The organism is Thermococcus sp. P6 (genome assembly GCF_002214525.1).
In the GTDB taxonomy this organism is placed as follows: domain Archaea; phylum Methanobacteriota_B; class Thermococci; order Thermococcales; family Thermococcaceae; genus Thermococcus.
The window spans coordinates 1338723-1360722 of record NZ_CP015104.1 but is presented as its reverse complement, the minus strand read 5'-3'; the positions used below and the strand labels follow the sequence as shown (position 1 = coordinate 1360722).

At 53.9% G+C, this 22000-nt stretch carries 26 protein-coding genes; 17 read left to right on the top strand and 9 right to left on the bottom strand.

Translation table 11 applies throughout. The features are described from left to right. Window positions 1-32 precede the first annotated feature (32 nt). On the bottom strand, window positions 33-731 hold the full coding sequence (locus A3L12_RS07360) for a biotin--[acetyl-CoA-carboxylase] ligase (protein ID WP_088883016.1): 699 nt from the start codon (window positions 729-731) through the stop codon (window positions 33-35). Window positions 732-823: 92 nt separating this feature from the next. Between A3L12_RS07360 and fba the strand changes: the two genes are divergently transcribed. From fba to A3L12_RS07345, 3 genes are all read left to right on the top strand, one after another. Beyond that, complete coding sequence (gene fba, locus A3L12_RS07355) at window positions 824-1669, top strand: class I fructose-bisphosphate aldolase (protein ID WP_088883015.1); 846 nt, start codon at window positions 824-826, stop codon at window positions 1667-1669. Window positions 1670-1767: 98 nt separating this feature from the next. Next, complete coding sequence (locus A3L12_RS07350; protein WP_088883014.1) at window positions 1768-3540, top strand: pyruvate/oxaloacetate carboxyltransferase; 1773 nt, start codon at window positions 1768-1770, stop codon at window positions 3538-3540. A 176-nt stretch (window positions 3541-3716) separates the two neighbouring features. Further along, window positions 3717-4496: an alpha/beta hydrolase gene (locus A3L12_RS07345; protein WP_088883013.1), complete on the top strand. Its 780-nt coding sequence runs from the start codon at window positions 3717-3719 to the stop codon at window positions 4494-4496. On the opposite strand, the gene A3L12_RS07340 is transcribed toward A3L12_RS07345, so the two are convergent. Continuing rightward, window positions 4489-5508 (bottom strand): adenylosuccinate synthetase, encoded by a 1020-nt coding sequence (locus A3L12_RS07340; RefSeq protein ID WP_088883012.1) that lies wholly within the window; start codon window positions 5506-5508, stop codon window positions 4489-4491. The two genes, A3L12_RS07345 and A3L12_RS07340, sit on opposite strands and share 8 nt — an antisense overlap. 121 nt (window positions 5509-5629) lie before the next feature. Between A3L12_RS07340 and A3L12_RS07335 the strand changes: the two genes are divergently transcribed. Then, on the top strand, window positions 5630-6556 hold the full coding sequence (locus A3L12_RS07335; RefSeq protein ID WP_088883251.1) for an SDR family oxidoreductase: 927 nt from the start codon (window positions 5630-5632) through the stop codon (window positions 6554-6556). 21 nt (window positions 6557-6577) lie between these two features. On the opposite strand, the gene pfdA is transcribed toward A3L12_RS07335, so the two are convergent. Then, on the bottom strand, window positions 6578-7021 hold the full coding sequence (gene pfdA / locus A3L12_RS07330) for a prefoldin subunit alpha (RefSeq protein ID WP_088883011.1): 444 nt from the start codon (window positions 7019-7021) through the stop codon (window positions 6578-6580). A gap of 240 nt (window positions 7022-7261) precedes the next feature. Between pfdA and A3L12_RS07325 the strand changes: the two genes are divergently transcribed. Further along, complete coding sequence (locus tag A3L12_RS07325; protein WP_088883010.1) at window positions 7262-7624, top strand: DUF4870 domain-containing protein; 363 nt, start codon at window positions 7262-7264, stop codon at window positions 7622-7624. A 125-nt stretch (window positions 7625-7749) separates the two neighbouring features. Next, complete coding sequence (locus tag A3L12_RS07320) at window positions 7750-8703, top strand: radical SAM protein (protein ID WP_088883009.1); 954 nt, start codon at window positions 7750-7752, stop codon at window positions 8701-8703. Here the strand turns inward: A3L12_RS07320 and A3L12_RS07315 are convergent. Together A3L12_RS07315 and A3L12_RS07310 are read right to left on the bottom strand one after the other, a co-directional pair. Then, window positions 8695-9582: a P-loop NTPase gene (locus A3L12_RS07315; RefSeq protein WP_088883008.1), complete on the bottom strand. Its 888-nt coding sequence runs from the start codon at window positions 9580-9582 to the stop codon at window positions 8695-8697. The two genes, A3L12_RS07320 and A3L12_RS07315, sit on opposite strands and share 9 nt — an antisense overlap. Before the next feature lie 5 nt (window positions 9583-9587). Beyond that, entirely contained in the window at window positions 9588-10448 is an 861-nt protein-coding gene (locus A3L12_RS07310; RefSeq protein ID WP_088883007.1) for a P-loop NTPase, read from the bottom strand. A 71-nt stretch (window positions 10449-10519) separates the two neighbouring features. Between A3L12_RS07310 and A3L12_RS07305 the strand changes: the two genes are divergently transcribed. From A3L12_RS07305 to A3L12_RS07275, 7 genes are all read left to right on the top strand, one after another. Next, entirely contained in the window at window positions 10520-10909 is a 390-nt protein-coding gene (locus A3L12_RS07305) for a NifB/NifX family molybdenum-iron cluster-binding protein (RefSeq protein ID WP_088883006.1), read from the top strand. Window positions 10910-11043: 134 nt separating this feature from the next. Further along, window positions 11044-11619 carry a NifB/NifX family molybdenum-iron cluster-binding protein gene (locus A3L12_RS07300; protein WP_088883005.1) on the top strand — a complete coding sequence of 192 codons (576 nt, stop codon included), beginning with the start codon at window positions 11044-11046 and terminating at the stop codon, window positions 11617-11619. Between the two features lie 49 nt (window positions 11620-11668). Then, a complete protein-coding gene (locus A3L12_RS07295; protein WP_088883004.1) occupies window positions 11669-11875 on the top strand; it encodes a hypothetical protein in 207 nt (68 codons plus the stop codon). Window positions 11876-11928: 53 nt separating this feature from the next. After that, window positions 11929-12390 carry a NifB/NifX family molybdenum-iron cluster-binding protein gene (locus A3L12_RS07290; protein ID WP_088883003.1) on the top strand — a complete coding sequence of 154 codons (462 nt, stop codon included), beginning with the start codon at window positions 11929-11931 and terminating at the stop codon, window positions 12388-12390. Window positions 12391-12479: 89 nt separating this feature from the next. After that, window positions 12480-12605, top strand: a complete 126-nt coding sequence (locus tag A3L12_RS08455) for a hypothetical protein (protein WP_257788805.1) — start codon at window positions 12480-12482, stop codon at window positions 12603-12605. Window positions 12606-12680: 75 nt separating this feature from the next. Then, window positions 12681-13472 (top strand): SDR family oxidoreductase, encoded by a 792-nt coding sequence (locus tag A3L12_RS07280; RefSeq protein WP_088883002.1) that lies wholly within the window; start codon window positions 12681-12683, stop codon window positions 13470-13472. Window positions 13473-13508: 36 nt separating this feature from the next. Further along, window positions 13509-14078: a DUF998 domain-containing protein gene (locus A3L12_RS07275; RefSeq protein WP_088883001.1), complete on the top strand. Its 570-nt coding sequence runs from the start codon at window positions 13509-13511 to the stop codon at window positions 14076-14078. 5 nt (window positions 14079-14083) lie between these two features. On the opposite strand, the gene A3L12_RS07270 is transcribed toward A3L12_RS07275, so the two are convergent. After that, on the bottom strand, window positions 14084-14506 hold the full coding sequence (locus A3L12_RS07270; RefSeq protein ID WP_088883000.1) for a PPC domain-containing DNA-binding protein: 423 nt from the start codon (window positions 14504-14506) through the stop codon (window positions 14084-14086). Between the two features lie 57 nt (window positions 14507-14563). On the opposite strand from A3L12_RS07270, the gene A3L12_RS07265 reads away from it, so the two are divergent. After that, on the top strand, window positions 14564-15091 hold the full coding sequence (locus A3L12_RS07265; protein ID WP_088882999.1) for a hypothetical protein: 528 nt from the start codon (window positions 14564-14566) through the stop codon (window positions 15089-15091). Window positions 15092-15097: 6 nt separating this feature from the next. Here A3L12_RS07265 and A3L12_RS07260 read toward each other — a convergent pair whose 3' ends face one another. Next, a complete protein-coding gene (locus A3L12_RS07260) occupies window positions 15098-15559 on the bottom strand; it encodes a 6-carboxytetrahydropterin synthase (RefSeq protein ID WP_088882998.1) in 462 nt (153 codons plus the stop codon). A gap of 88 nt (window positions 15560-15647) precedes the next feature. Here A3L12_RS07260 and A3L12_RS07255 point away from each other — a divergent pair, with 88 nt between their 5' ends. From A3L12_RS07255 to A3L12_RS07245, 3 genes are all read left to right on the top strand, one after another. Continuing rightward, window positions 15648-15998, top strand: coding sequence for a DUF134 domain-containing protein (locus A3L12_RS07255; protein ID WP_088883250.1), 351 nt, complete (start codon window positions 15648-15650; stop codon window positions 15996-15998). Window positions 15999-16154: 156 nt separating this feature from the next. Continuing rightward, the gene (locus tag A3L12_RS07250) at window positions 16155-17147 is read left to right on the top strand and encodes a hypothetical protein (protein ID WP_088882997.1); all 993 of its coding nucleotides are present in this window, start codon (window positions 16155-16157) and stop codon (window positions 17145-17147) included. 13 nt (window positions 17148-17160) lie between these two features. Continuing rightward, window positions 17161-18798, top strand: coding sequence for a hypothetical protein (locus A3L12_RS07245; RefSeq protein ID WP_088882996.1), 1638 nt, complete (start codon window positions 17161-17163; stop codon window positions 18796-18798). Window positions 18799-19257: 459 nt separating this feature from the next. Here the strand turns inward: A3L12_RS07245 and A3L12_RS07240 are convergent, their stop codons facing one another. After that, window positions 19258-19746 carry a Holliday junction resolvase-like protein gene (locus tag A3L12_RS07240; RefSeq protein ID WP_198300041.1) on the bottom strand — a complete coding sequence of 163 codons (489 nt, stop codon included), beginning with the start codon at window positions 19744-19746 and terminating at the stop codon, window positions 19258-19260. A gap of 217 nt (window positions 19747-19963) precedes the next feature. Then, complete coding sequence (locus tag A3L12_RS07235) at window positions 19964-21829, bottom strand: phosphoenolpyruvate carboxykinase (GTP) (protein WP_088882995.1); 1866 nt, start codon at window positions 21827-21829, stop codon at window positions 19964-19966. Window positions 21830-22000 lie beyond the last annotated feature (171 nt).

Below are 22000 nucleotides of genomic sequence, written 5' to 3'. Positions count from 1 at the left end.
TGGGAAAATATGCTGGCAAAGTGTCAAAAAAATTAAAACAACCTCAGCGAAACATCACCGTACACAACGCGCTTTAACTGTCCGGAAACGTCGACCAGCAGGGAACCGTCATCAAGAACGTCCAGTGCACGACCGATAAGCTCATTATCGTCCTGAATAACGCGAACCATCCTCCCGAGGATAAAGGTCCTCTCGCGGACCTTCGCCATCATCAGCTCCGGCCTCTCCGTAAAGACCCTGTACCATCCGTCGAGGTGGAAAAGAAGCCTCTCAAGGACCTTCTCAAGAGGAACCTTTGCGCCCACGAGCTCCATCATGGAAATAGCTTCAGGTTCCTCGGGAACGGTGTTGTTGACGTTCAGACCGATGCCCAGAACGGCGTATTGACCGGCCTTCCCTTCCGTCAGCACCCCGGCGATCTTTTTACCGCCGGCCCATACGTCGTTTGGCCACTTGATGGCCGAAGCCACCCCGAAGTCCGAGAGGGTATCCACGACGGCGAGGGCCCCCACGAACACCAGTCTGGGATCAACCCTGCGGGGCCTGAGGATAACGCTCATCCAGAGGCCACCTTCCGGAGATGCCCACGAACGGTTTTTTCTGCCCTTCCCGGCCGTCTGCCTCCCCGCAACCACCACCGTTCCTTCAGGAACTTCGGGGGCGATACGCATGGAGTATTCGTTCGTGGAATCGACCTCCTCGAGCCGGATAATTTTGCTCCCGATCTTCATACCCTTCACCGCCCGTAACTCAACGCTGGACTTAAAGGGCTTCCTCCAAAAACCTTAAATCCCCAGAGGCTATATCACCACAGGTGATTAAGATGGACGCATACCAGAACGTTGGTATAAGGCGCAGGTTGGCCCGGTTCTTCCGCAGGGACGGGAGGGCCCTCATATTCGCCATGGACCACGGTTTCGAGCACGGTCCGACCGACTTCGAGGGTCACTGGGAACACGTCAACCCGGGGACGATCATAAGGAAGGTCGTGAGGGCCGGTGTGGACGGTGTGATGGTCCTTCCGGGAATCGCGAGGATAGCCGGGAAGGAGCTCAAGCCCAACGTCGGGCTCATGGTCAAACTGACCAGCAAAACGAACCTCCGCCCGAAGGATACCCAGCTCCTCCAGAGTCAGCTCGGCTTCGTTGAGGATGCCATAAAGCTCGGGGCAGACGCCATAGCGGCGACCGTCTACTGGGGTTCGCCGAACGAGGATGCAATGATGCGCCAGTTTGCAGAGATAGCGAGCTACGCCCACGACCTCGGCTTCCCGGTCGTGCAGTTCGCCTATCCGAGGGGACCCTACATAACTGAGAAGTACGGAAGGAAGGAGGACTACCGCGTCGTTATGTACGGTGCGAGGGCCGCGGCGGAGAGCGGTGCGGACATGATAAAGACCTACTGGACGGGCTCGAGGGAGACCTTTTCAAAGGTCGTGGATGCCGCCGCCGGAGTGCCCGTGCTCCTGAGCGGAGGTGCGAAGACCGAGAACCCGGTTGACTTCCTGAGAGTGGTCCATGAGGTCGTTGAAGCCGGCGGTTCCGGGGCGGTGGTCGGGAGAAACATCTTCCAGCGCGAGAACCCCGAACCCTTCATAAAGGCCCTCATAAGGGTAATCCACAGGAACGAGGACCCGGAGGAAGCCGCGAAGGCCGAAGGGCTCCTCTGATCTTTATTTCGTTTTTTGTCGATAATAATACCAACTAAAGTCGAAATACTTTTAAGCTCTCCCTTCATCAGGTTAAACAAAAAGCGGGATGATGCTGTATGGTGAAGATCATAGACACCACCTTTAGGGACGCCCATCAGTCCCTGATAGCGACGCGCCTTCGAACGGAGGACATGCTCCCCATAGCGGAGAAGATGGACAGGGCCGGCTTCTACTCCATGGAGGTCTGGGGAGGGGCTACCTTCGACGTCTGCATCCGCTACCTCAAAGAGGACCCGTGGGAGAGGCTCAGGCTTCTGAGGGAGCACATCAAAAGGACGAAACTGCAGATGCTCCTCCGCGGGCAGAACGTCGTCGGCTACAGGCACTATCCGGACGATGTTGTGGAAAAGTTCGTGGAACTGGCCCACAGGAACGGTATAGACATCTTCCGGGTCTTCGATGCCCTGAACGACGTCAGGAACATGGAGGTGGCAATACGGAAGGCCCGGGAGGTAGGCGCCGAGGTGCAGGGGGCGGTAACCTACACGACGGGAGAGCTCTTCACCCTCGATTACTACATGAAGAAGGTCGAGGAGCTTCTGGATCTGGACGTTGACGTTATAACGATAAAGGACATGGCGGGCCTGCTGACCCCTCCAAAGGCCTACGAACTCGTTAGCGAGATAAAGGAAACCTACGGGGTTCCGGTTGACGTTCACACGCACTCGACCACAGGGATGGCCGTGGCCACCTACCTGAAGGCCGTGGAGGCCGGGGCGGACTACATAGATACCGCAATAAGCCCTCTCGCCTTCGGAACAGCCCAGCCGGGCGTGCAGACCCTGTGGCACGCGATTCCAGAGGTGAAGGATGCTTCTCTGAACCGGGAAACGATCCACGAGATCTCACGCTACCTGAAGAAGCTCCTCGATGAGAAGTACTCCGGGATGCTCTCAAAGGAAGCCCTGATGGTGAACCCCTACATCCTCAGGTATCAGGTTCCCGGCGGAATGTACTCCAATCTGATATCCCAGCTTAAGGAGATGAAGGTCCTGAATAAACTCGACGAAGTCCTCAGGGAGATACCCCGCGTCAGGGAGGACCTTGGCTGGCCGCCACTCGTTACGCCCACAAGCCAGATAGTCGGCACTCAGGCGGTCTTCAACGTCCTCTTCGGAAGGTACGAGAGGATAACCCGGGAGGTCCGGGATTACATCAGAGGACTCTACGGAAAACCGCCCGGGGAGATAAACCCGGAACTAAGAAGGAAGGTCCTCGGGGAGGAGGAGGCGATAGAGGTCAGACCCGGCGAGCTACTTGAACCCATGCTGGAGAAATGCAGGAAGGAGCTCGAGGAACTCGGTTACCTTGAGAAGGAAGAGGATATCCTGACCTACTGTCTCTTCCCACAGGTGGCGAAGGAGTTCTTCGAGGCGAGAAAGACCGGAAGGAAAGCCCCGGAGATGCCCCCGTCGGTTCAGAAGTTCAGGATCCACGTCAACGGGCTCGAGTTTGAGGTTGGGGTTGAAGGCGTGGACCTCAGCGGGTTGAAGTACCTGCCGGCCATCCAAGGTAAGAGCCCCGGAAAACGGGAACTCACTCCGGTTCAAATTCCTTCTCCGGTTCGGGAGTCTCTTTCGGTTCCGGAGCCGGTTCAGGCTCCTTCCCCGGCGGGAGAGGGTGTTGTTACCGCTCCAATGCCGGGTAAGATACTGAGGATTCTGGTGAAGGAGGGGGAGAGTGTTAAGACTGGCCAGGGGTTGTTGGTCCTCGAGGCCATGAAAATGGAAAACGAGATTCCAGCGCCGAGGGACGGGAAGATTAAGAGAATCCTCGTGAAGGAAGGGGACACCGTAAACCCCGGCCAACCACTAATAGAAATAGGGTGAAAACCCTCCTTCGCCTTTTCTCCACTTTTCTCCACACCCCGATACGAGATGGCCCTTTGATACAGCGGAAAAAGTTTGAAACTTTAAGTTGAAAGACGAAGATGCTTCGATTTTTCGCCGAAAGACATTTATATACCTTCATGTACATGGGAACGTAAAATACCATGGCGATGGGTATGGAGGTTTACAGGAAAAGATACGGTGAGGCAAAGCTCGGCTGGATCCTCCTCGTCCACGGTCTTGGAGAACACAGCGGAAGGTACGGAAGGCTTATCAGGGAGCTTAACGATGCAGGTTTCGCGGTCTACGCCTTTGACTGGCCGGGACACGGGAAAAGCGGGGGCAAGAGAGGACACGCGAGCATCGAAGAGGCCATGGAGATAATGGACGGCATCATCGAGGAGATCGGAGAAAAGCCCTTCCTCTTCGGCCACAGCCTCGGCGGTCTGACGGTCATCAGATACGCCCAGACGAGGCCCGATGCTATAAGGGGCCTGATAGCTTCCTCCCCGGCACTCGCCAGAAGCCCAAAGACGCCCGGCTTTGTGGTGGCCCTTGCGAAGTTCCTCGGAAGGGTCGCCCCGGGAGTGACCATGTCCAACGGCATCGACCCGAACCTGCTCTCCCGGAATCCCGGGGCGGTTAAAAGGTACATCGAGGATCCCCTCGTTCACGACAGGATATCGGCAAAGCTCGGAAGGAGCATCTTCCTCAACATGGAGAGGGCAATGCTGGAAGCCGAGAGGATAAGGATTCCGGTTCTCCTGCTGGTCGGAACGGCGGACGTGATAACTCCCCCGGAGGGTTCACGCAGGCTCTTCGAGAAACTGAGGGTTAAAGATAAAACCCTCAGGGAGTTCGAGGGGGCCTACCACGAGATATTCGAGGACCCAGAATGGGCCGATGAGTTCCACAAGGCAGTGGTGGAGTGGGCCGTGAAAAGGGGCCTTAAATGACCTCCCGCCTGTCTATCGTATGCTCCAGCTCCGGCCCCGTCCTTATCAGCCCCACCGGAACGCCAACGCGCTCTTCAACCTCCTCAACGAACTCCCTCGCCTTAGCCGGCAGTTTATCGTAGTCCGTTACTCCGAAGGCCCCCCTGTCATACAGGTCGAGCATCGTCAGGGCGACCATCGTGGCCCCGTTCACCCGGGCCGAATAGCGGGCGAATTCGAAGTCAAACCCCCCCCCCCTCCTCTTCCTGCCGGTAACGGTCCCGTACTCTATCAGGCCAAGCCTTTCCGCTTCCGCCTCTTCCATCTCCGTCGGAAACGGGCCGGCCCCAACCCTCGTTGGAAAACTCCTGAGGACGAGGATCACCTCATCGACCCTTGTCGGTCCTATCCCGACGTCGCTCGCCACGGCAGAGGCGGTGGTGTCCTTCGAGGTAACGTAGGGGTAGGTTCCGTAGTAGAGGCTCAGGCCGAACCCCTGCGTCCCCTCGACGAGAACCAGTTTCCCTTCGTCAAGGGCCTCGTTCACCTCCGCGGCGACGTCCGTGAGGTAGGGCTCGAGTTCCGGAACGTCTCTTGCCAGCTTAGCCCTCCTCATGACCCTGTCGGCGTTCGCGGGCCCGCAACCGCTCCCGGTCGTGCCTATCTCGCCGTGGAGGTGGCCGTTGGTCCTGTCGAGGATCCTGTGCTTCTCCTCGATTATGGAACAGCGGTAGTCGATCCCCACCCTTTCGGAAACGTTGAAGTCCTTCAGGTGCTCGAGCTCGTGGAAGAAAACCTCCGGATCGACGAGAACCCCGGCACCGACGAGAAGTCTTGCCTTCCTCTGCATGAAAGCCGTCGGGAGCTGTCTCACGGCGTACTTTTTGCCTCCGATGAAGACGCTGTGACCGGCATTCGTTCCCACACCGCCACGGGCTATGATCTCGGGCTCGTCCCTCATGGCAAGGTAGGCAACGACGGAACCCTTGCCCTCGTCTCCCCATTGACCCCCAACAACGATGTAACCCGGCATGGCTCTTACCCGAATTTAAGTTAACATGGTGTTTATAACGGTTTTGAATTTAACATAAAATTGTTAAAAATCCGCCCGAAAGGTTAAAACCCCAGGCGAAGAGAGGTGCAGTGGGATGGCCATGAAAAACAAACTGATCGTCGTAACCGGGGGAGCGGGCTTCATAGGGTCCCACATCGCATGGGAGCTGGTGAAGGACAACGAGGTGGTCGTTATAGACAACCTCCACACGGGAAAGGAGGAGAACGTTCCACCGGGGGCTAAACTCCTTAAGGCCGACATCAGGGACTACGGGGCGGTAAGGGAAGTCATCGGCGAGTCCGATTACGTCTTCCACGAAGCGGCTCAGGTTAGCGTCGTTGAGAGCATCCGGGATCCCCTTTTCACTGAGGAGGTGAACGTCCTCGGAACGCTCAACGTCCTCAGGGCGCTCCTCGAGGGACACGGGAAGCTCGTATTCGCTTCATCGGCTGCGGTCTACGGGAACAACCCGAACCTGCCGCTCAGGGAAACGGAAAAACCGGACCCCCTGTCCCCCTACGGCGTCACGAAAGCTGCCGCCGAGATGTACCTCCGGGTCTTCCACGAGTTGTACGGCCTGCCGGTGGTGGCGCTCCGCTACTTCAACGTCTTCGGCCCGCGGCAGGGCACAAACCAGTACGCGGGGGTCATAAGCATCTTCATCAACCGCGCCCTGAAGAACGAGCCCCTCGTGATCTTCGGCGATGGAAAGCAGACGAGGGATTTCATCTACGTGAAGGACGTCGTCAGGGCCAACGTCCTCGCGGCCGAGAGCGGGAGGAGCAACGGGAGGGTCTTCAACGTCGCGACCGGAAGGGACACAAGCGTGCTGGAGCTCGCCACGAAGGTTATCGAAATCACAGGGGCGAGGAGTCCGATACTCTTTGACAAACCGAGACCCGGGGACGTGAGGCACAGCCTTGCGGACATAAGGGAGATAAGAAAGCTCGGCTTCGAGCCGGAGTTTTCGCTGGAGGAGGGGCTGAAGGAGACGGTGAAGTGGTACGCCAGGGCCCACCAACGCTGAGTGAAATCTCTGTTAGAGGGGTCAGCGCTTCGGGCTGGACCCCACGGCCTGCTTTTGCTGGAGTTCCTGGGCCTTCTTCGCCAGCTCTCCGAGCTGTCCCTCAAGCCTCTTGAGGGCTTCCTGCGTCCGTGCTATGGTTTCGTCGTGTTCTTTGATGCGCTCCTCGAGGTAGACTATCGCATCGTCGATGCCCTTCTCAACCGCGTAACCCGCACCGACGCTTACTATCGCGTGCTCCCTGTCCTCCACACGGGCCTTCAGGAAGGAGCCGGCCCCCAGGGGGAGCAAAACCTCCGGTTTTTCCTCCTCCATATCCCTGAGCTTTTCCAGCGTTTCCCTAACTGCCATAAACTCGTTCCTTCCAAGGGTGAGCAGCTCGAGGTTCTGGGACAGGACCTGAGCCTGCGCCTGAAGGAGCTGGTACTCGTAAGCGAGCCTTTCAAGTTGCTCGTTGGTTCCGGCCATTTCACACCACCGGAAGGACTACATCTCGGGGCTTTTAAGGTTTAGGCCGGCCACGTGAGGCAACCCCCCGCAACCCTCGATCGGTATCATCCGGGATATCCACCACCGGATGAATGGGGCCGAAAAAAGTTCGAAATCACCCCGGTGAAGTGGCAACTCAGGATGATTTTAGTAAAGTCCTGAGAAAACTATTTAAGGAAACCAAACCAAACGGATTTGAAACACCCTGAGGTGATGCGTATGGAAGAAAGTCCACCTGCCGAACCAAAGAAGACCTCCCTCGGAATGGAGGAGAACGTTGAAGGATTGCTGGCCTACCTTCTGGGATGGCTCACGGGGATAATCTTGCTCGTGCTTGAAAAGGAGAGCGATTTCGCCCGTTTCCACGCCATGCAGTCAACGATAACCTTCCTCGGGATAACCGTGCTGAGCTACATCTTCGCGATCATACCCATCATAGGATGGATCCTCGCCGATCTCCTATGGCTACTCGGCCTGATACTTTGGATACTTGGAATGCTCAAGGCCTACAGCGGTGAACGCTACAAGTTCCCCATAGTGGGGGACCTGGCCGAGGAATGGCTCGGAAAGGTTAACGTCTGAGGCTTCAAATTCCATCCATGAACTTTCCCTTTCTACATTTTGGAAGCCCCCGGTTGATGGAAGGTTGCTCTTTTCTCCGGTGAAAGGTTTATACGCCCCTCTGATGATCCGTTAGGGGGATTTCCATGATAGCCTTCGGACCCGTACCTTCGAGAAGACTGGGCAAAAGCCTCGGGATAAACAACATCCCGGATAAGGTGTGCTCATACGCATGCGTCTACTGCCAGATAGGGCGAACCCTCAGGATGGAACTCGAGAGAAGGCCCTTTTACCCGCCGGAGATGGTATTTAAGGAGGTCAAAAGGAAGGTTCAGGAGAGCCGGGAAAAGGGAGAACGTATAGACTACCTGACCTTCGTGCCGGACGGTGAACCAACCCTCGACGCGAACCTCGGAAAGGAGGTTGATACCCTGAGGACGCTGGGGATACCGCTGGCGATTCTAACGAACTCGTCCCTCATCTGGAGGGAGGACGTGCAGAACGACCTCCTGAAGTTCGACTTCGTTTCCCTGAAGCTGGACGCCGTAAGTGAGGACCTGTGGAGGAGGATAGACCGCCCCCATAAGACCCTGAGGCTCGACATGATCCTCGATGCCATGCTGGAATTCAGGAAAGAATTCGGGAACAAACTCGTGACCGAGACGATGCTCGTGGATGGGGTGGACTACGGGAGAGAGCTTGAAAGGATCGCCGGCTTCCTGAGGGAGCTGAAGCCGGACGTGGCCTACATAGCGATCCCCACGAGACCACCGTGGGAGAAGTGGGTGAAGCCGGCCAGAGAGGAGGTCATCAACGAAGCCTTCCAGCTCTTCGCCGGTGCGCTCGGTGAGGATAGGGTGGAGTACCTCATTGGATACGAGGGCAACAGCTTCGCCTTCACCGGAAACGTGGAGAGGGACATACTGAGCATCACGGCCGTTCACCCGATGCGCGAGGAGGCCGTAAAGGAGCTCCTGAGAAAGGCAAACAGAGGGTGGGAGGTAGTTGAGAGGCTGATCGAGGAGGGGAAACTCATGGAACTTGAGTACAACGGGAAGAAATTCTACATGAGAAAATTAAAGAGCAGGGAACTACCTTAGGATCTTTTCCTTAACGGCCTCTGCGATATCTTCAATGGCCTTTGAAGCCTTCGACCCGGGGAACGCCTCAACGAAGGGCTTTAGCATGCTCATGCTCCTCGGGATTGCCCTGTCGTAGGGAATCTCGCCGAGTATCGGGATTCCCTCGGCCTCGGCCCACTCCTCGAGAGCCGTGAAGCCGGGGTTGAGGTCGGCCTTGTTGATTATCAGGTAAGCCGGCTGTCTGAAGTGCTGAACGACCCTGTAAGCACGCTGGACGTCGCTCAGTGAAGCCGGGGTTGGCTCTGCAATCAGTATCGTCAGATCCGCTCCACCTATGCTCGCTATGACCTGACAGCCTATGCCAGCGGCGCTATCGACTATCATGTGCTCCAGACCGAGTTCCTTCATAAGTCTGCCGGCCCACTCCTTCTCTTCCGTGACGAGTTTTCCGCTGTTCGGCCTTCCAACGTCGAGTTGAGCCGAGATCAGGGGGAAGCCGTATTTTGTAGTCGTTTTTCTGACCACGCCCGAACGCACTTCCTCGATGGTTACAGTGCCCGGGATGGGGCAGACGAGGCCGCAGACGTTACAGCCCTCACATATCAGGTCATTGACAAGGTAATCTCCATCGACGAACTTAATACAGTCGTAGGGACATCTCTCCGCGCAGATACCGCACCTCACGCAGCTCTCGGTGTTTATCCTCGCCACCTTTGCACCTATAAGTTCCCTCTCCTCCTCCCAGTTTTCCACCCCGAGGAGCAGGCCGAGGTTCGGTGCGTCGGCATCGGCATCGACAGCTATCAATCTGTACTCGTTCCTGAGCAGATAGAGGAGTGAGGCCGTTACCGTGCTCTTCCCAACGCCACCCTTACCGCTCGCTATTACCACCTGCATCATCATCACCCCAGAAACTCAATCACTCTGGAAGCGATCTCCCTGAAGGTTTTAGCCTCGGGATGATCCGTAAGGACTATAGGTTCTCCCCTGACGTAGCTCCTCACTATGTTCTCGCTGTAGGGTATCTCCGCTATCACCTCGGCACCGTACTTCTCCGCCACTTCCCGGACCCTCTCCGGATCTCCGAGGTCGGAGCGGTTAACAACCACCATCGCCGGAACGTCCATCAGATCGGCCAGCCTGAGGATCAGCTCACCGTCGTGAATGCCGAGCGGCGTTGGCTCGGTGACGGCTATAATAAGCTGTGAATCTTCAAGGGCCTTTGAGACGGTGTTGCTCGTTCCCGCGGCAGTGTCCACGAGCAAGAGCTTCTTCCCCAGAGCTTTTGCCCTGTTCTTGGCACGGACCACGACGGGCATTGCCCTCTCCTCACCCTCCCGGAGTTTCCCGGTCACGAGGGAGAAGCCGTAGGGCGTCTCGGTAAGGTAGGTGTGTCCCACCAGCCTGCTACCCTTCAGAATGGCCCCCGGGACCGGACAGACTATCTCGCAGGCGGCACACCCGGAACACAGTGTGGGCATCAGGAAGGGCGTCCCGTCACGCATGGTTATTATCGCGTGCTCCGCGCAAACCTCCGCGCACTTTCTGCAGCGGGTGCACTTCTGGTAGTCAAAGCGCGGCATGAAAAGCTCGACCGGTTCCTCACCCGCCAGTTCCACGCCGAGGAGAAGATGATCGTTTGGGGCCTCGACGTCGAGGTCCGCCAGAGCGAGGTCGTATCTTTCCGCTAGGGCTATGGACAGGTTAATGGCAACGGTTGACTTTCCAGTTCCCCCTTTTCCACCACTCACGGCTATCTGCAAGTTCTCACCCCCGGGATTAGGCAAGCCTAAAAGTTTTTAAGCTTTGTGCATAGGCTCAAAGGGTGGTAATCATGCGGTGCCTCAAGGTAGCCTTCGGGATGGAGAACGATGAGACACTTGTGGATGCTCACTACGGGGACTCGGAGTTCTTCGCAATCTACGAGGTCTGCGAAGACGGAAGCGTTAAACTGCTCGAGAAGAGGGTCAACAAAGCGAAGGATTTTGAGGAAGAGGACGATGGACACGGCGACCCGAGGAAGTTCAAAGCGGTGGTAGGTCAGCTCATGGACGTGGACGTTTTAGCGGCCTTCAGAATGGGTCCAAACTTCCTGAGGATAAGGGACAATACGAATAAGGCGGTCTTCTTCACGCGGACGCGAGAGTTGAGCGTGGCACTTCAGAGGCTCGTTGAGAACTTTGATAGCCTGTGGGCAGAGGTTCAGGAAAAGAAAAGAACCTAAAACCTCCCAACGATGGCATCCATAGGTCCATTCAGTATGGTTCCATCGTAACGGATAACCTCCAGTTAGGACGACCGAAAACTTTAAATACTGTGCATATGCACATAATAATAGAAACCCAGGGGGTGGTGATGATGAAGATCGCGATACCCACGAACGGTGGAGGGGTGAACGATACCGTCGCCCCGGTTTTTGCGAGGGCGCCGGCCTTCCTCATAGCGGACGTTGACGAGAACGGCGAGATCATCAACAGCAAGGTCCTCCAGAACGGTGCCGCCATGGTCGGAGGAGGCGCGGGGCCCATGGCCGTGCAGACCCTCGTAAACGAGGGAGTTGAGGCGGTAGTGGCACCGCAGGTCGGGCCCAACGCCCTTGGAGCGCTCCAGGCGGCAGGGATAAGGGTCCATCAGGTCGCCCCGGGAACACCCGTTGAGGAGGCCATAAAGACCGCCCTGAGCGGAAAGGCCACCTTTACGGCACCAGTCCCGCCGGCCCAAGCACCCGCTTACAACCAGTACCCGCCGGCACCCGCGTATCCGGCTTATCCGGCCTACGGCTTTGGCCCGGGCAGGGGCTGGAGAAGAGGAAGAGGCTTCGGAAGAGGCTGGGGCAGAGGAGGAAGAGGCTGGGGAGCCCGTTTAGGATACTGTCCATGGACGGGTCAGCCGAGCAGGAGAAGCTGGTTCGCCCGGTTCTTCGGCTGGTGGTGAGCACCTTTTCCTTTTTCAATCCTTTTAATCAAAGAAGGGAGGAATTAAGATGCCACGGGGTATGGGACGGGGTTACGGCGGGAGGTACTGGACCCCCGGAGGGTTCTACGGTCTTCTGGACCTGCTGATCCTTATCGGGATTCTCTACTTCTTGGTCAAGCTGCTCTTAGTGGCCCTACCTTACGCCCTCGGATTGATAATACTCCTCATGCTGAGGTCCTTCCTGAGGGGCCCGGGGTTCCGGGGGTTCTTTTGAGGTTACATAAGTTTTTAAGTTCATGTTATTCAAACAACGCAGAGGTGATTTGAATGAGAATAATCGTATCAACGGCAAACGGAGGATTGGAAGATCGCGTTAATCCGGCCTTCGGCAGGACTCCAACCTTCACGGTGGTTGACGTCGAGAACGGGAGCATCGTTAACGTTCAGGTCCTTCCCAACCCCGGTTACAGCCAGCCCCGGGGGGCGGGCGTTACGGCTGCCCAGTTCGTCATAGATCAGGGAGCCAGCGTCGTTATCTCCAGCCAGTTCGGGCCCAACTCATCGGGCGTCCTTCAGGCGGCGGGTATAAGAATGGTCTCAGCTCCAGCAACGATGACCGTCAGGGAAGCCATCGAAGCCTTCCTGAGGGGCGAACTTAGCGGGCCAGTTTTCGGCCCCGAGGGTGGAGGCTACGGCTATGGCCCGGGCAGGGGTATGGGCAGAGGTATGGGACGCGGTAGAGGGAGAGGAATGGGCCGGGGTGGCGGTTACGGCCCCGGCAACTGGTGACTTCCTCTCCATTTTTATGAACCAGCGTTTGTGAAGATGAGGACGGGGGAAACGTTGCCCACTTTCTTCTCGTGACGATATGGGATTCCATGGAGTCCATCAAGAAGTTCGCGGGGGAGAACCCGGAGATAGCCAAGTACTACCCGGAGGACGATGATTTCTTGCTGGAGAAGGAGAAGTACGTCCAGCATTACAGGATTTTCTACGAGAGGTGAGCGGGGCAAGGATCGCCAAACACACCATCGGAAGATTATTTAATCCAGAGGCCCAATACCGGAACGGTGGTACCCATGTTAAGCATAGACATGTCCGGGCGACTCGCCTTCACAACCGCATCGAGCAAGGGGATCGGCTTCGGGGTTGCGAGGGTTCTGGCGAAGGCCGGGGCCGACGTTATAATCCTGTCGAGGAGCGAGGAGAACCTGAGGAAGGCCCGGGAAAGGATATTGTCGGAAAGCAACGTCGAGGTTCACTACATCGTTGCAGACCTGACCAAAAGGGGGGACCTCAAAAAGACCGTTGAGGAGCTCGAAAACATCGGCGAGCCCGATACGTTCTTCTTCTCAACCGGTGGCCCAAAGCCGGGCTACTTCATGGAGATGGACATGAAAGACTGGGAAAAGGCCGTGGACCTTCTCCTCTACCCGGCAGTCTACCTGACAAGGGCCCTCGTGCCGGCCATGGAGCGGAAGGGATTCGGAAGGATAATCTATTCAACAAGCGTTGCCATAAGGGAGCCCATCCCGAACATAGCCCTCAGCAACGTGGTCAGGATCTCGATGGCGGGCCTCGTGAGAACCCTGGCTAAAGAGCTCGGACCGAAGGGCATAACGGTGAACGGAATAATGCCCGGCATCATCAGAACCGACAGAATGATCCAGCTCGCAAGGGACAGGGCTGGCAGGGAAGGAAAAACCGTTGAAGAGGCCCTTCAGGAGTACGCGAAGCCGATACCCCTCGGGAGACTCGGGGAGCCCGAGGAAATAGGTTATCTGGTGGCGTTTCTCGCGAGCGACCTTGGATCCTACATCAACGGCGCCATGATCCCGGTAGACGGCGGAAGGCTGAACTCCGTCTTTTGAGGTATCTTTATATATTTTCCCGGCGGAGGTAATAACATGAGGAAGGATCAGCTCCTCGCGGGCTTTCTGAGTCCCCTCGTGGCCCTCTCCGGAATAGGGGCGGCCATGATCATAAATCGCTCATGGTGGCGGCTCACTGACAACGCCATAAGCGACATGGGAAAGGTCGGTCTCCCGTACAACTGGGTGATAAACGTTCCCCTGTTGATCTCAGCCATCATGGGGCTTTACTACGCCCTTGGCCTTTTCAGAGAGTTTAAAAACTCGATCACACGGATAGGAATCGGTCTCTTCGCCCTCGGCCTCGTGTTTCTCGCTGGAATATCCCTCTTCCCAGAGGGAACGAGACTCCACTATCCGGTCAGCTGGGGGTTCTTCCTCGCGGGAAGTTTGGGCTTCCTGATCACCGGCGTTGCCCTCTGGCTCGCAAACATGAAGGGCTTCGGGATCTTCACGGTTCTGCTCTTCACGGGGGAGGTTACACTGGCGAGATGGGCCTTCGGAGAATTCAAAGGCGTCGCGATTCCGGAGTTCATAGGAATCTTTGCGATCGTAACGTGGCACTACGCCCTGCTCTGGAACCTGTTTCTCCGAAAAAAGGAATAAAGCGATTAGAGCTCCGCCTCGTCCCACAGGGCCAGCCCGTTCTCCCGGGGTTTCCTCTCCAGAACCTCTCCGAGGAGTTCTTCCACCAGAACCTCGGCCACGAAGACTTCTCCTTCTACCAGGTGCCCCCCGTGAACTCTCCCATCCGGTCCGCCGAGGGCAACGTGGATGTGTGCGAAGGGCTGGCCGTCCTTCACGCTTATGTTCCCTGAGAGTGAAACCAGCTCGTAGGTCCCCTCGAGCGGGATAACCCTGTACTTCCCGGCTTTTTCATCGAAGTAACCGATCTTGGGGTTCCTCAGGCTGCCTATCCCGCGCACCGTGCCCATGAGGATGTTGTTCTCCTTTGCGAACCTGTTGATGAACCCGCCAATTTCTTCCCCCTCGGGGATCCGGAAGAGGAAGTTCCGTCCCTTTGAAAACCTCACCGTCCTCACCTCAAACTTAATAAAACACCCCCCGATTTAACCCTTTGGGTGGATAGAATGAAGGTAAAGGAAGCGATTCTGGCGGTGCTCCCGGAGATGGCCGAGCTCGAGGAAGTGGACTTCTCGAAGTACTCAGTCTATCAGGGTCTCCTCTCGGAGTTCGCGGGGAGCGGTAGAAGGGGCCTCGTGGAGTTCCAGAGGTTCGCCGAGGAGAAGGGCGATAAGGCCGTCGTTGGAAGGTTCTTGCTTTCCCTGCTTCAGTACCTTCTCATAAGGTACCGCCGTTACGGTGAGTACTCGACGGTGAAGCCAGCCATAAAGGTGCTCGTCACCCTCAAAGGATGGCTCAACGAGAACGGCTACGAAAGGGACTGGCTCAAAGTGCTTCACAGCTTCGTGGGCTACACTGTGGACATGATGGAGGCAATATCGGAAAAGGAGGAATGCGACGTTGCCCTTGCCTACCTGGAACTGATCCACAACCTTACCCTTGAAGCCAGAAGGGGGTTCACAGAGAGCTACTACGTCATGCTCGAAGAAAGGGCGAGTGAGAACCTGAGAGCTTTAAAGGAGAAGTGTGGATAAGGAACCCTAACGCCTCTCGAGGGTTATCTCGGCGTAACTCCTCGGATCTTCCCAGATCCTCACCCGGATTCTCCCCACGTTGTCCCCGGCCTTTTCGGCTATCCTCTCGGCAAACCACTCGGCTATGTACTCGGCCGTCACGTTGGGCTTGTCGAGAACGACCGCTTCGCTTCCGGGAAGTTCAAGCCTCTTGCCGTTCCGCTCGATGACGAGTTTTTCCCGATCCTTCCCAGCGACCCACTCCCTGCTCACGAGGATTCTATGGTCGAGAAGCTTTACGAGGCCACTGAGATGGTTGAAGTCGAATATCATGCCGTTCTCGTTGAGCTCTCCCCACACCTCAACATCCACATTGTAGGTGTGCCCGTGAATGCGGAGGCACTTGCTCTCATAAGGCAATATCAGAAAATGGGAGCTGTCAAAGTCCTTGTGCCACCCTATCTTTCTTTCCTTCACGAGGAACCCCATATCCCCCACCACCTTAAGTTCCCTGCGGAGGTTATAATCTTTGTCAAAAAGATATATAAACCCCGAATTCGACCGTTTCACGATACCCATGCCAAGGGGAATGCGATCGGGAATGGGATGGGGACGAGGAAGACGAAGGAAGATGAGGATGATCGGGTTCATTCCTCAGGTTAAACACTTCTATCCGGACCTTCCCCCGATGGTCCAACCCAAACAGCCCATATTCATGAGTTACGAGGAGTTCGAAGCCCTCAGGCTGGTGGATTACGAGGGTCTAACTCAGGAAGAGGCCGGGGAAAGGATGGGCGTTTCGAGGGGCACCGTGTGGAGGGCCCTGAATTCGGCCAGAAAGAAGGTTGCGGAGATGCTGGTTGAGGGGAGAGAGTTAATAATACTTCCCGGCGAGAACGAGATCCCTCGAGTTTCGGATGAAGAATGATTAAAATCCCCGGCACAATTCGATACATTTTTACCCTCCTGACATATAACTGTGCTCCAAGTAAAAAATTTTTATTTATCCACTCCATACCGTTATATACGTGGCCTACGTTTGATTAAGGCCGATAAGGATACACGTCTGAGAGAGGTGTCGTACATGGCGTTTGCCGAAACAATATCTCCTGAAGAGCTTCTTAGAAGTGTTAAGCCTCAGGATCCGGAGCGATGGAGGAGGTTCGTTGAGGAACACGTGCATCCCATTCAGGTGCTGGCTGAGGCCGTCGCAGGGAATTTTGAAGGGGACCCCTCAGTTGAGGTTGCAAGGATTGTCTCGAGAGAGGCAAAACGCGTCTTGGAAGTTTCAAACCGGGTTCTTGGACCGGTGGAGGAGGGATTTGAAGCGCCCAATGACCCCATAGAGGCTGCAAGACAGCTTGTAGAAAAATCCGCAAACACGTTCCTTGGGGTTGATGAAGGAGGTAAGTATACACTGTTCGCGTGGACCCTCAGGAAGATTACGAGGGAGTACTTTGGCGAGATATACCGGGAGCTTGATCAGGATGAGGAAGCCAAGCAGGCGGTGTTTCAGATATTGGGAGTTAAGGAGCTGTTTAAACCCCGGGTCAGGTCAGCGTTAGCGGACAGGCTTACCCTCCTCGGATACCCGGATTACCTATCACTCGGTAAAGTGGAGGAGTATGGTAATAAGATAACGATCTCCCTGATACCTGCACGCGAGAAAACCCTGGGAGGCGCCATATGCAGGTTTGTAGACTCGATCGTCAGCCTACTACGTAGACCCGGAATTCTATCGGGGATAGAGCTCTCAGTTGAAGACCCAGTGGAGGAGTACTTAAAAATGTGCAAGAGTATAGCGCCTATACCCCTAGATACTTGGTCTTTACACTGGAAACATCTCACGGAGCCCGTCAGACTAAGCTCAGATTACGTCTACCTTATTGAGGGTTTTGGGGTCAAGATAGCAGACTCCCTTTACAGTGATGGAACCATATATACTGTTGAACATGAAACTAACCTGCTGACCCTGATGCGTAAAATAGCTCCCTCCTTAGTTCTCGGGACCTTGGAACTGGTGATGACCGCTGACGGGCGATTAATGATGTTGTTAAAAAGAAAAAGAGAGACCTAAGGTGAGTTAGCCCATGCAACGTAAACCCCAATACGAGCTACGATACGTCGAGGACTTCACTGAGTGGATGTTGTCGAAAGAACCCGATCACGAAGCCGAGGTAATAGATCGGGGGGATGTATTACTAATCAGGGTAAAGGGACCCAAAGGCGGAGAGTACGAGGTGGAGAAAGTTAGCCCCCCGTCCCTAAAGCTACCACTTACCGGTCATATCCCCGCAACACTGACCCCTCTCAAAGGGCCGTCACCTGTCCAATTAACCCTCCAACCAAAAGCAAAGGCTCAGTTTAAGGCCTGGATTGAAAAGCCGACTTCTATCGGGCTTCCTATCCATCCTTACGTACATGCTGAGACTCCAGAGGATTTGATAACCCCGGAAGCAGAGGTCCAACTCCCCAGATTGGAGGGAGCTTCTGCACATGTTAAAATACCCGAACTCGAACCGCTTAATTTACCTGTGGAGGAGGGTGTTAAAGCAGTGCCGTCTCACGGTCTAATAACTACCAGAGAGGTAACTACCAGAGAGGTCTTAGAGGCCCACCATCTGAGGGGGGTTAGCCTCTTTGAGTTGGTACTGGAGGATTCCAGCATCAGGAGACTTGTGGGCGGTTCAGGGGGCATCGTTGAAGAGCCTATATTTATTGTTGCGAGGAAGAGTCCTGCAGAAATCCTCTGGTATCCAATTTGGGTGGTGTGCAAGGAAATTTACAGGGAAGCCCGTGGAGAATATCCAGAACCTATCGATCTCTCGGGAGCCAGTGAGGATGAAGCCCATAGGAGACTGGAGAGGCTGGAACATCGTGGCGGGGGCTCCGGCAAAATCTTAGTGCTGGAACAGGAACATCTTGAAAACCTTGAAGGAGTGTTGAAGAGGAGATTTCGTGAGGCGTTCTCACGTGGACTGGGCTTCATTATAGTGACTGCCGAAGATGTTGAGAGTGCATCAAAGAAGATCAGAGACCTCTGCAGACCGTATTCACCGCGAATGGTTGAACTGAACTTATCGGATGAGGATGCGAGAGAATTCGCGATTAGACTGGGTAAGGCGCTTCAAGCCATTTTTGGACTTCCCGCTGAGAGTTTTGAGGGTTCACTTAATATGGAAAACGTTGCAGCCGGTGACCTCATTATGTCAAGGGCCGACCGTGCTTACAGGGACTTCGTTGAAGAGATGCTCCAAAGCCCGTATATTGCGAATGTCGAGAGAGACGTATCTCCAAAGGAGAGCGAGGACCATGTTGCCTTGAAGGTGTTGTCGGTTAAGCATCTGGTGGAGGAGGGGGTTAAGCTGGAGACAATCACGTGCAACCGCTCGTTCCCTAATAGGGTCATCGCGGATCTCTATGTGGAGGATCGTGGGCTGGCGATTGAAGCTGAAACCCTCTTCGGCACGGGACCTGCACCAATTCTCAAGATATTCAATAGCGTGAGAAAGTATAAAGGTGTTGAAGAGATTAAAGAGATCTGGGTTGTTGTGCATAACTGGGCGGCTGCACTCCACCTCGGTGACCTGTACCATGCGGAGCAACTTTTGAGAAAAGAGCTTAGAAAGGAGGTAAGAATATTTGTTCCAAGCCTGAAAGAGAGGGCCCTAAAACCCCTCGATGAAATTGTGGCCCACTTGCTGAGGAGCAGGAGAGAGAGCAGATGAAAAAACAAAAGCCTTAGAACTGCCAGCTTAAATCTACAACCCCAGCCTTCGTGAACTGTTCAATTACATGAGGGGAAAGTCTGGTTTTAACTGTTTAAGCCAACTCCGCTGCAATCAGACAGTTTAAAGCCATCTCCTACCCTTTTTAAATTTTAGACTTCCCTAATTCCCTTCACCGTTATCTCTCAGAATTTTCTGTGAATTTTTACGTGTTTCATAAGTGTATTTTTTGTTGTTTTAAAATATTCTAGAAATCAATATGTATAACAGTTAAATTTAGGACGATATACATTTTAACAAAAAATTATTTCTATAAATTCTAAACAAATACTATTTAAAACATTAAAAAACTTGCCAAAATTTACAACTTAAAATATTAATTAAAAGCCTGTCGTTTGGTATTATCCCCTTTAGCCTTTACTCCTGTCAGAGGCTCCTTGCTCCGGTTTGCGATGGATTTTATCCCAATAATTCCCCTTTCTCCGCGGCATCTTTCACCTGCTTTTCCCTTTTAGTTAAAGCTCCGGATTTCCCGGTTTTCACTTCAACAAAGACAATCCTCTCAATTTCTCTGCTATTCATCCCGTCGAACACCACAAAATCAATCGGAGTTCCAATAAACCTTACATCCTTGGGGTCATACTTAAAATCCGGGAAGTAGGGTATTAAGTGCTCCGTGACCTGACCCATTATAACTGCTTTGCTTTTGTTAACCGCATCTTTTCTAATTCTCTTTTCTTCTCGGGATATCCATTCCTTCAATTTTGCCTTATATTCTCTCCTAAGGGCCTCTTCCAGATGTTGCTTTTGAGCTTCCAATTCGGTACTCCTCCACTCTTCGAAAATGTCCCTTGCCCTCCTCTCAATTTCCCCTTTTAACTCAGAGTATCTATGCCACAGTATCACTACCAGAATGAGCAAAACTCCGGCCATAACCCATCCAAGCATTTGTATCACCCTCACCACTTGTCCTATTTATTAAAAGGTACTCTTTTACCTTTAAGTGTATTGAGTTAACAGACCCACGTCTATTAAAAGCACACCCCCGATTTTAGATATAAGGTACATTATATCTAAAATTGGGGAACAATCGTAGAGGCATGCCTTCAACAGAAGTGATTCTGTAAAGCTACACAGAGCTTTTGAGAAATGGAAAAGAACGTTATTAAAATTGGAAAGGCGAAACGTAGTCTCCATATCTTTCCCTTGCCTTCAATAACCTCTCCCTCTCCTCTTCAAGCGTTTTGAACAATTCTTCCGGAATATTGCCAATGTCCCGGTAGGTCTTTTCAATTCTATCTATTTTTGCCAAAAACTCCGGAATTCTTATGGTGAACTGCTTCTCGTAGTCCTCCCGGCTGTATTCTTTGTCGAGTACCTCCTTGAAGAGCCTTCTTAAGTCCTCGTACCTCGGAATATACCCTACAGGCGTTTCTATTGCATCCACATCCCCGTGCACCCTCAGTTCCATCCACTTGAGCCATACAGCTTTATCGAGCTTGTGGTTCAGCCAGTTACCCTTCTCATCGCGGAGGAAGTAGTTCACCGCGAATATCTTTGGGACCTTCCTGAGCTTCTTTCCAAACTCAAGGTAGTTCTGGATATAGCTCCCAAGGTGAACGCTCATGAAATCGAGGATCGCCATCGGGTTGAAGGCCCTGACGCCTTCCTTTCCGAGCGTCGCAGCAGTGGTCTCGCTCTCAAGGGAGGCACCCATCGTTATTACGCCGTGGACCCAGTCGAAGGCCTCCCTTACGGGTGGCCAGGTGTCGGCATCCCGCCCACCGAAGATCATCCCGCCTATTTCAACGCCGCAGGGAGCTTCGAGGGCTTCCATGTCAACGTTTGGGAAGTGCTCAAGGCTGACCGTAAAGCGGGCGTTTTTGTGGCTTGGCGGGATCTCGTTGCCTTCAGCATCTTTCTTGCCCTTCCACCACTTCCCGCTGTGATTCTCCCCCTCTTCGGGTATCTCCACGCCCATGTCGTTCCAGTAGGGCTTCCCGTCCTTAACCAGAACGTTGGAGAAGATTATCTCAACCGGGGAGTGGAGAACCTGCCAGATTATCGGGTCGTCCTTCGGGTTTACTCCCTGAATTATCCCAAAAACACCCTTCTCGACGTTTGCACCCCTTGCTTCACCCTTCATGTCCACTATGAACGTTAAATCGTCCCCCACTATATTCTCCCAGCTTATCATGGCGGTTGAAGTTTTTCCACACATGCTCGGGTAGGCTCCCGTAAAGTAGGTTTTCCTGCCGTTGGGACCGTTGACGCGCATGAGGAACATGTGCTCGCTCAACCAGCCCTCTTCAACGGCCCTTTTGATCGTGAGTCTGAAGGCAAGCTTCTTTAATCCTATTGTATTCCCTCCATATTGCGTATTTGCAGAATAAACGGTCTCACCTTCAAGATCGATGTAAATCCTCCTCTTATCGATGTTTTTGCTGGTCTTTCTCTCGTCAAGCTCCCCGGCCGAGTGGACGAACTTCAGGAACCTTGCTTCCCTTCCAAGGCGTTTAAACTCTTCATAGCCTTTTCTATAAAGTATGAATTCGCTGTGAGCAACGTAAGCGGAATCTGTAAGTTGAACGGCCGGAATCGTGAAAACAGAATTCTTCGGACCGAGCACGAAGAAGCACACGAAGAGTTCTTTCCCCTTCGCTATGTCCTTCATTATCTCATGTATCTCCCTGAGGCCCTCTTCCCTATCCATCGTATTAATGAAGGGTATCTCCACCCCCTCAGGTACAAGTATCTTTGTTCTGGCTTTGTCCCTTGCCTGATCGTAATAGCCGTCGTAATGAACGGTGTGGCCTTCAATTGCGAGGGGCTTCTCCTCGCCGTACTCAATGGCCTTTCTTCTTACATAGTCCTCATCTTCTTTCGAATCCGTACAAACGAAAACCTTTGCAGGGTTCAGAAGTTCGATGTACTTTGCCAAGAATTCATAAAGCTCGGGATTATCAATCTCTTTGATTTTTTCAAACTGTTCTGGTTCAAGTCTTTCCTTCAGGAACCCCAGAGCGTTCATGCACATCACCACGGGACTTTCTCATTTTAAATTAAAAATGTTTCTGGGTAAAGAACATTCGGAAGTACCAAAAGTTACATTTCTGCCGTCCTAAACCATGCCGAAGTTCCCGTCAAGCCTTCGGTACTATTTGTTAGCTTCTCCTGTAAAAATATGCTAATTAGGTTGTAA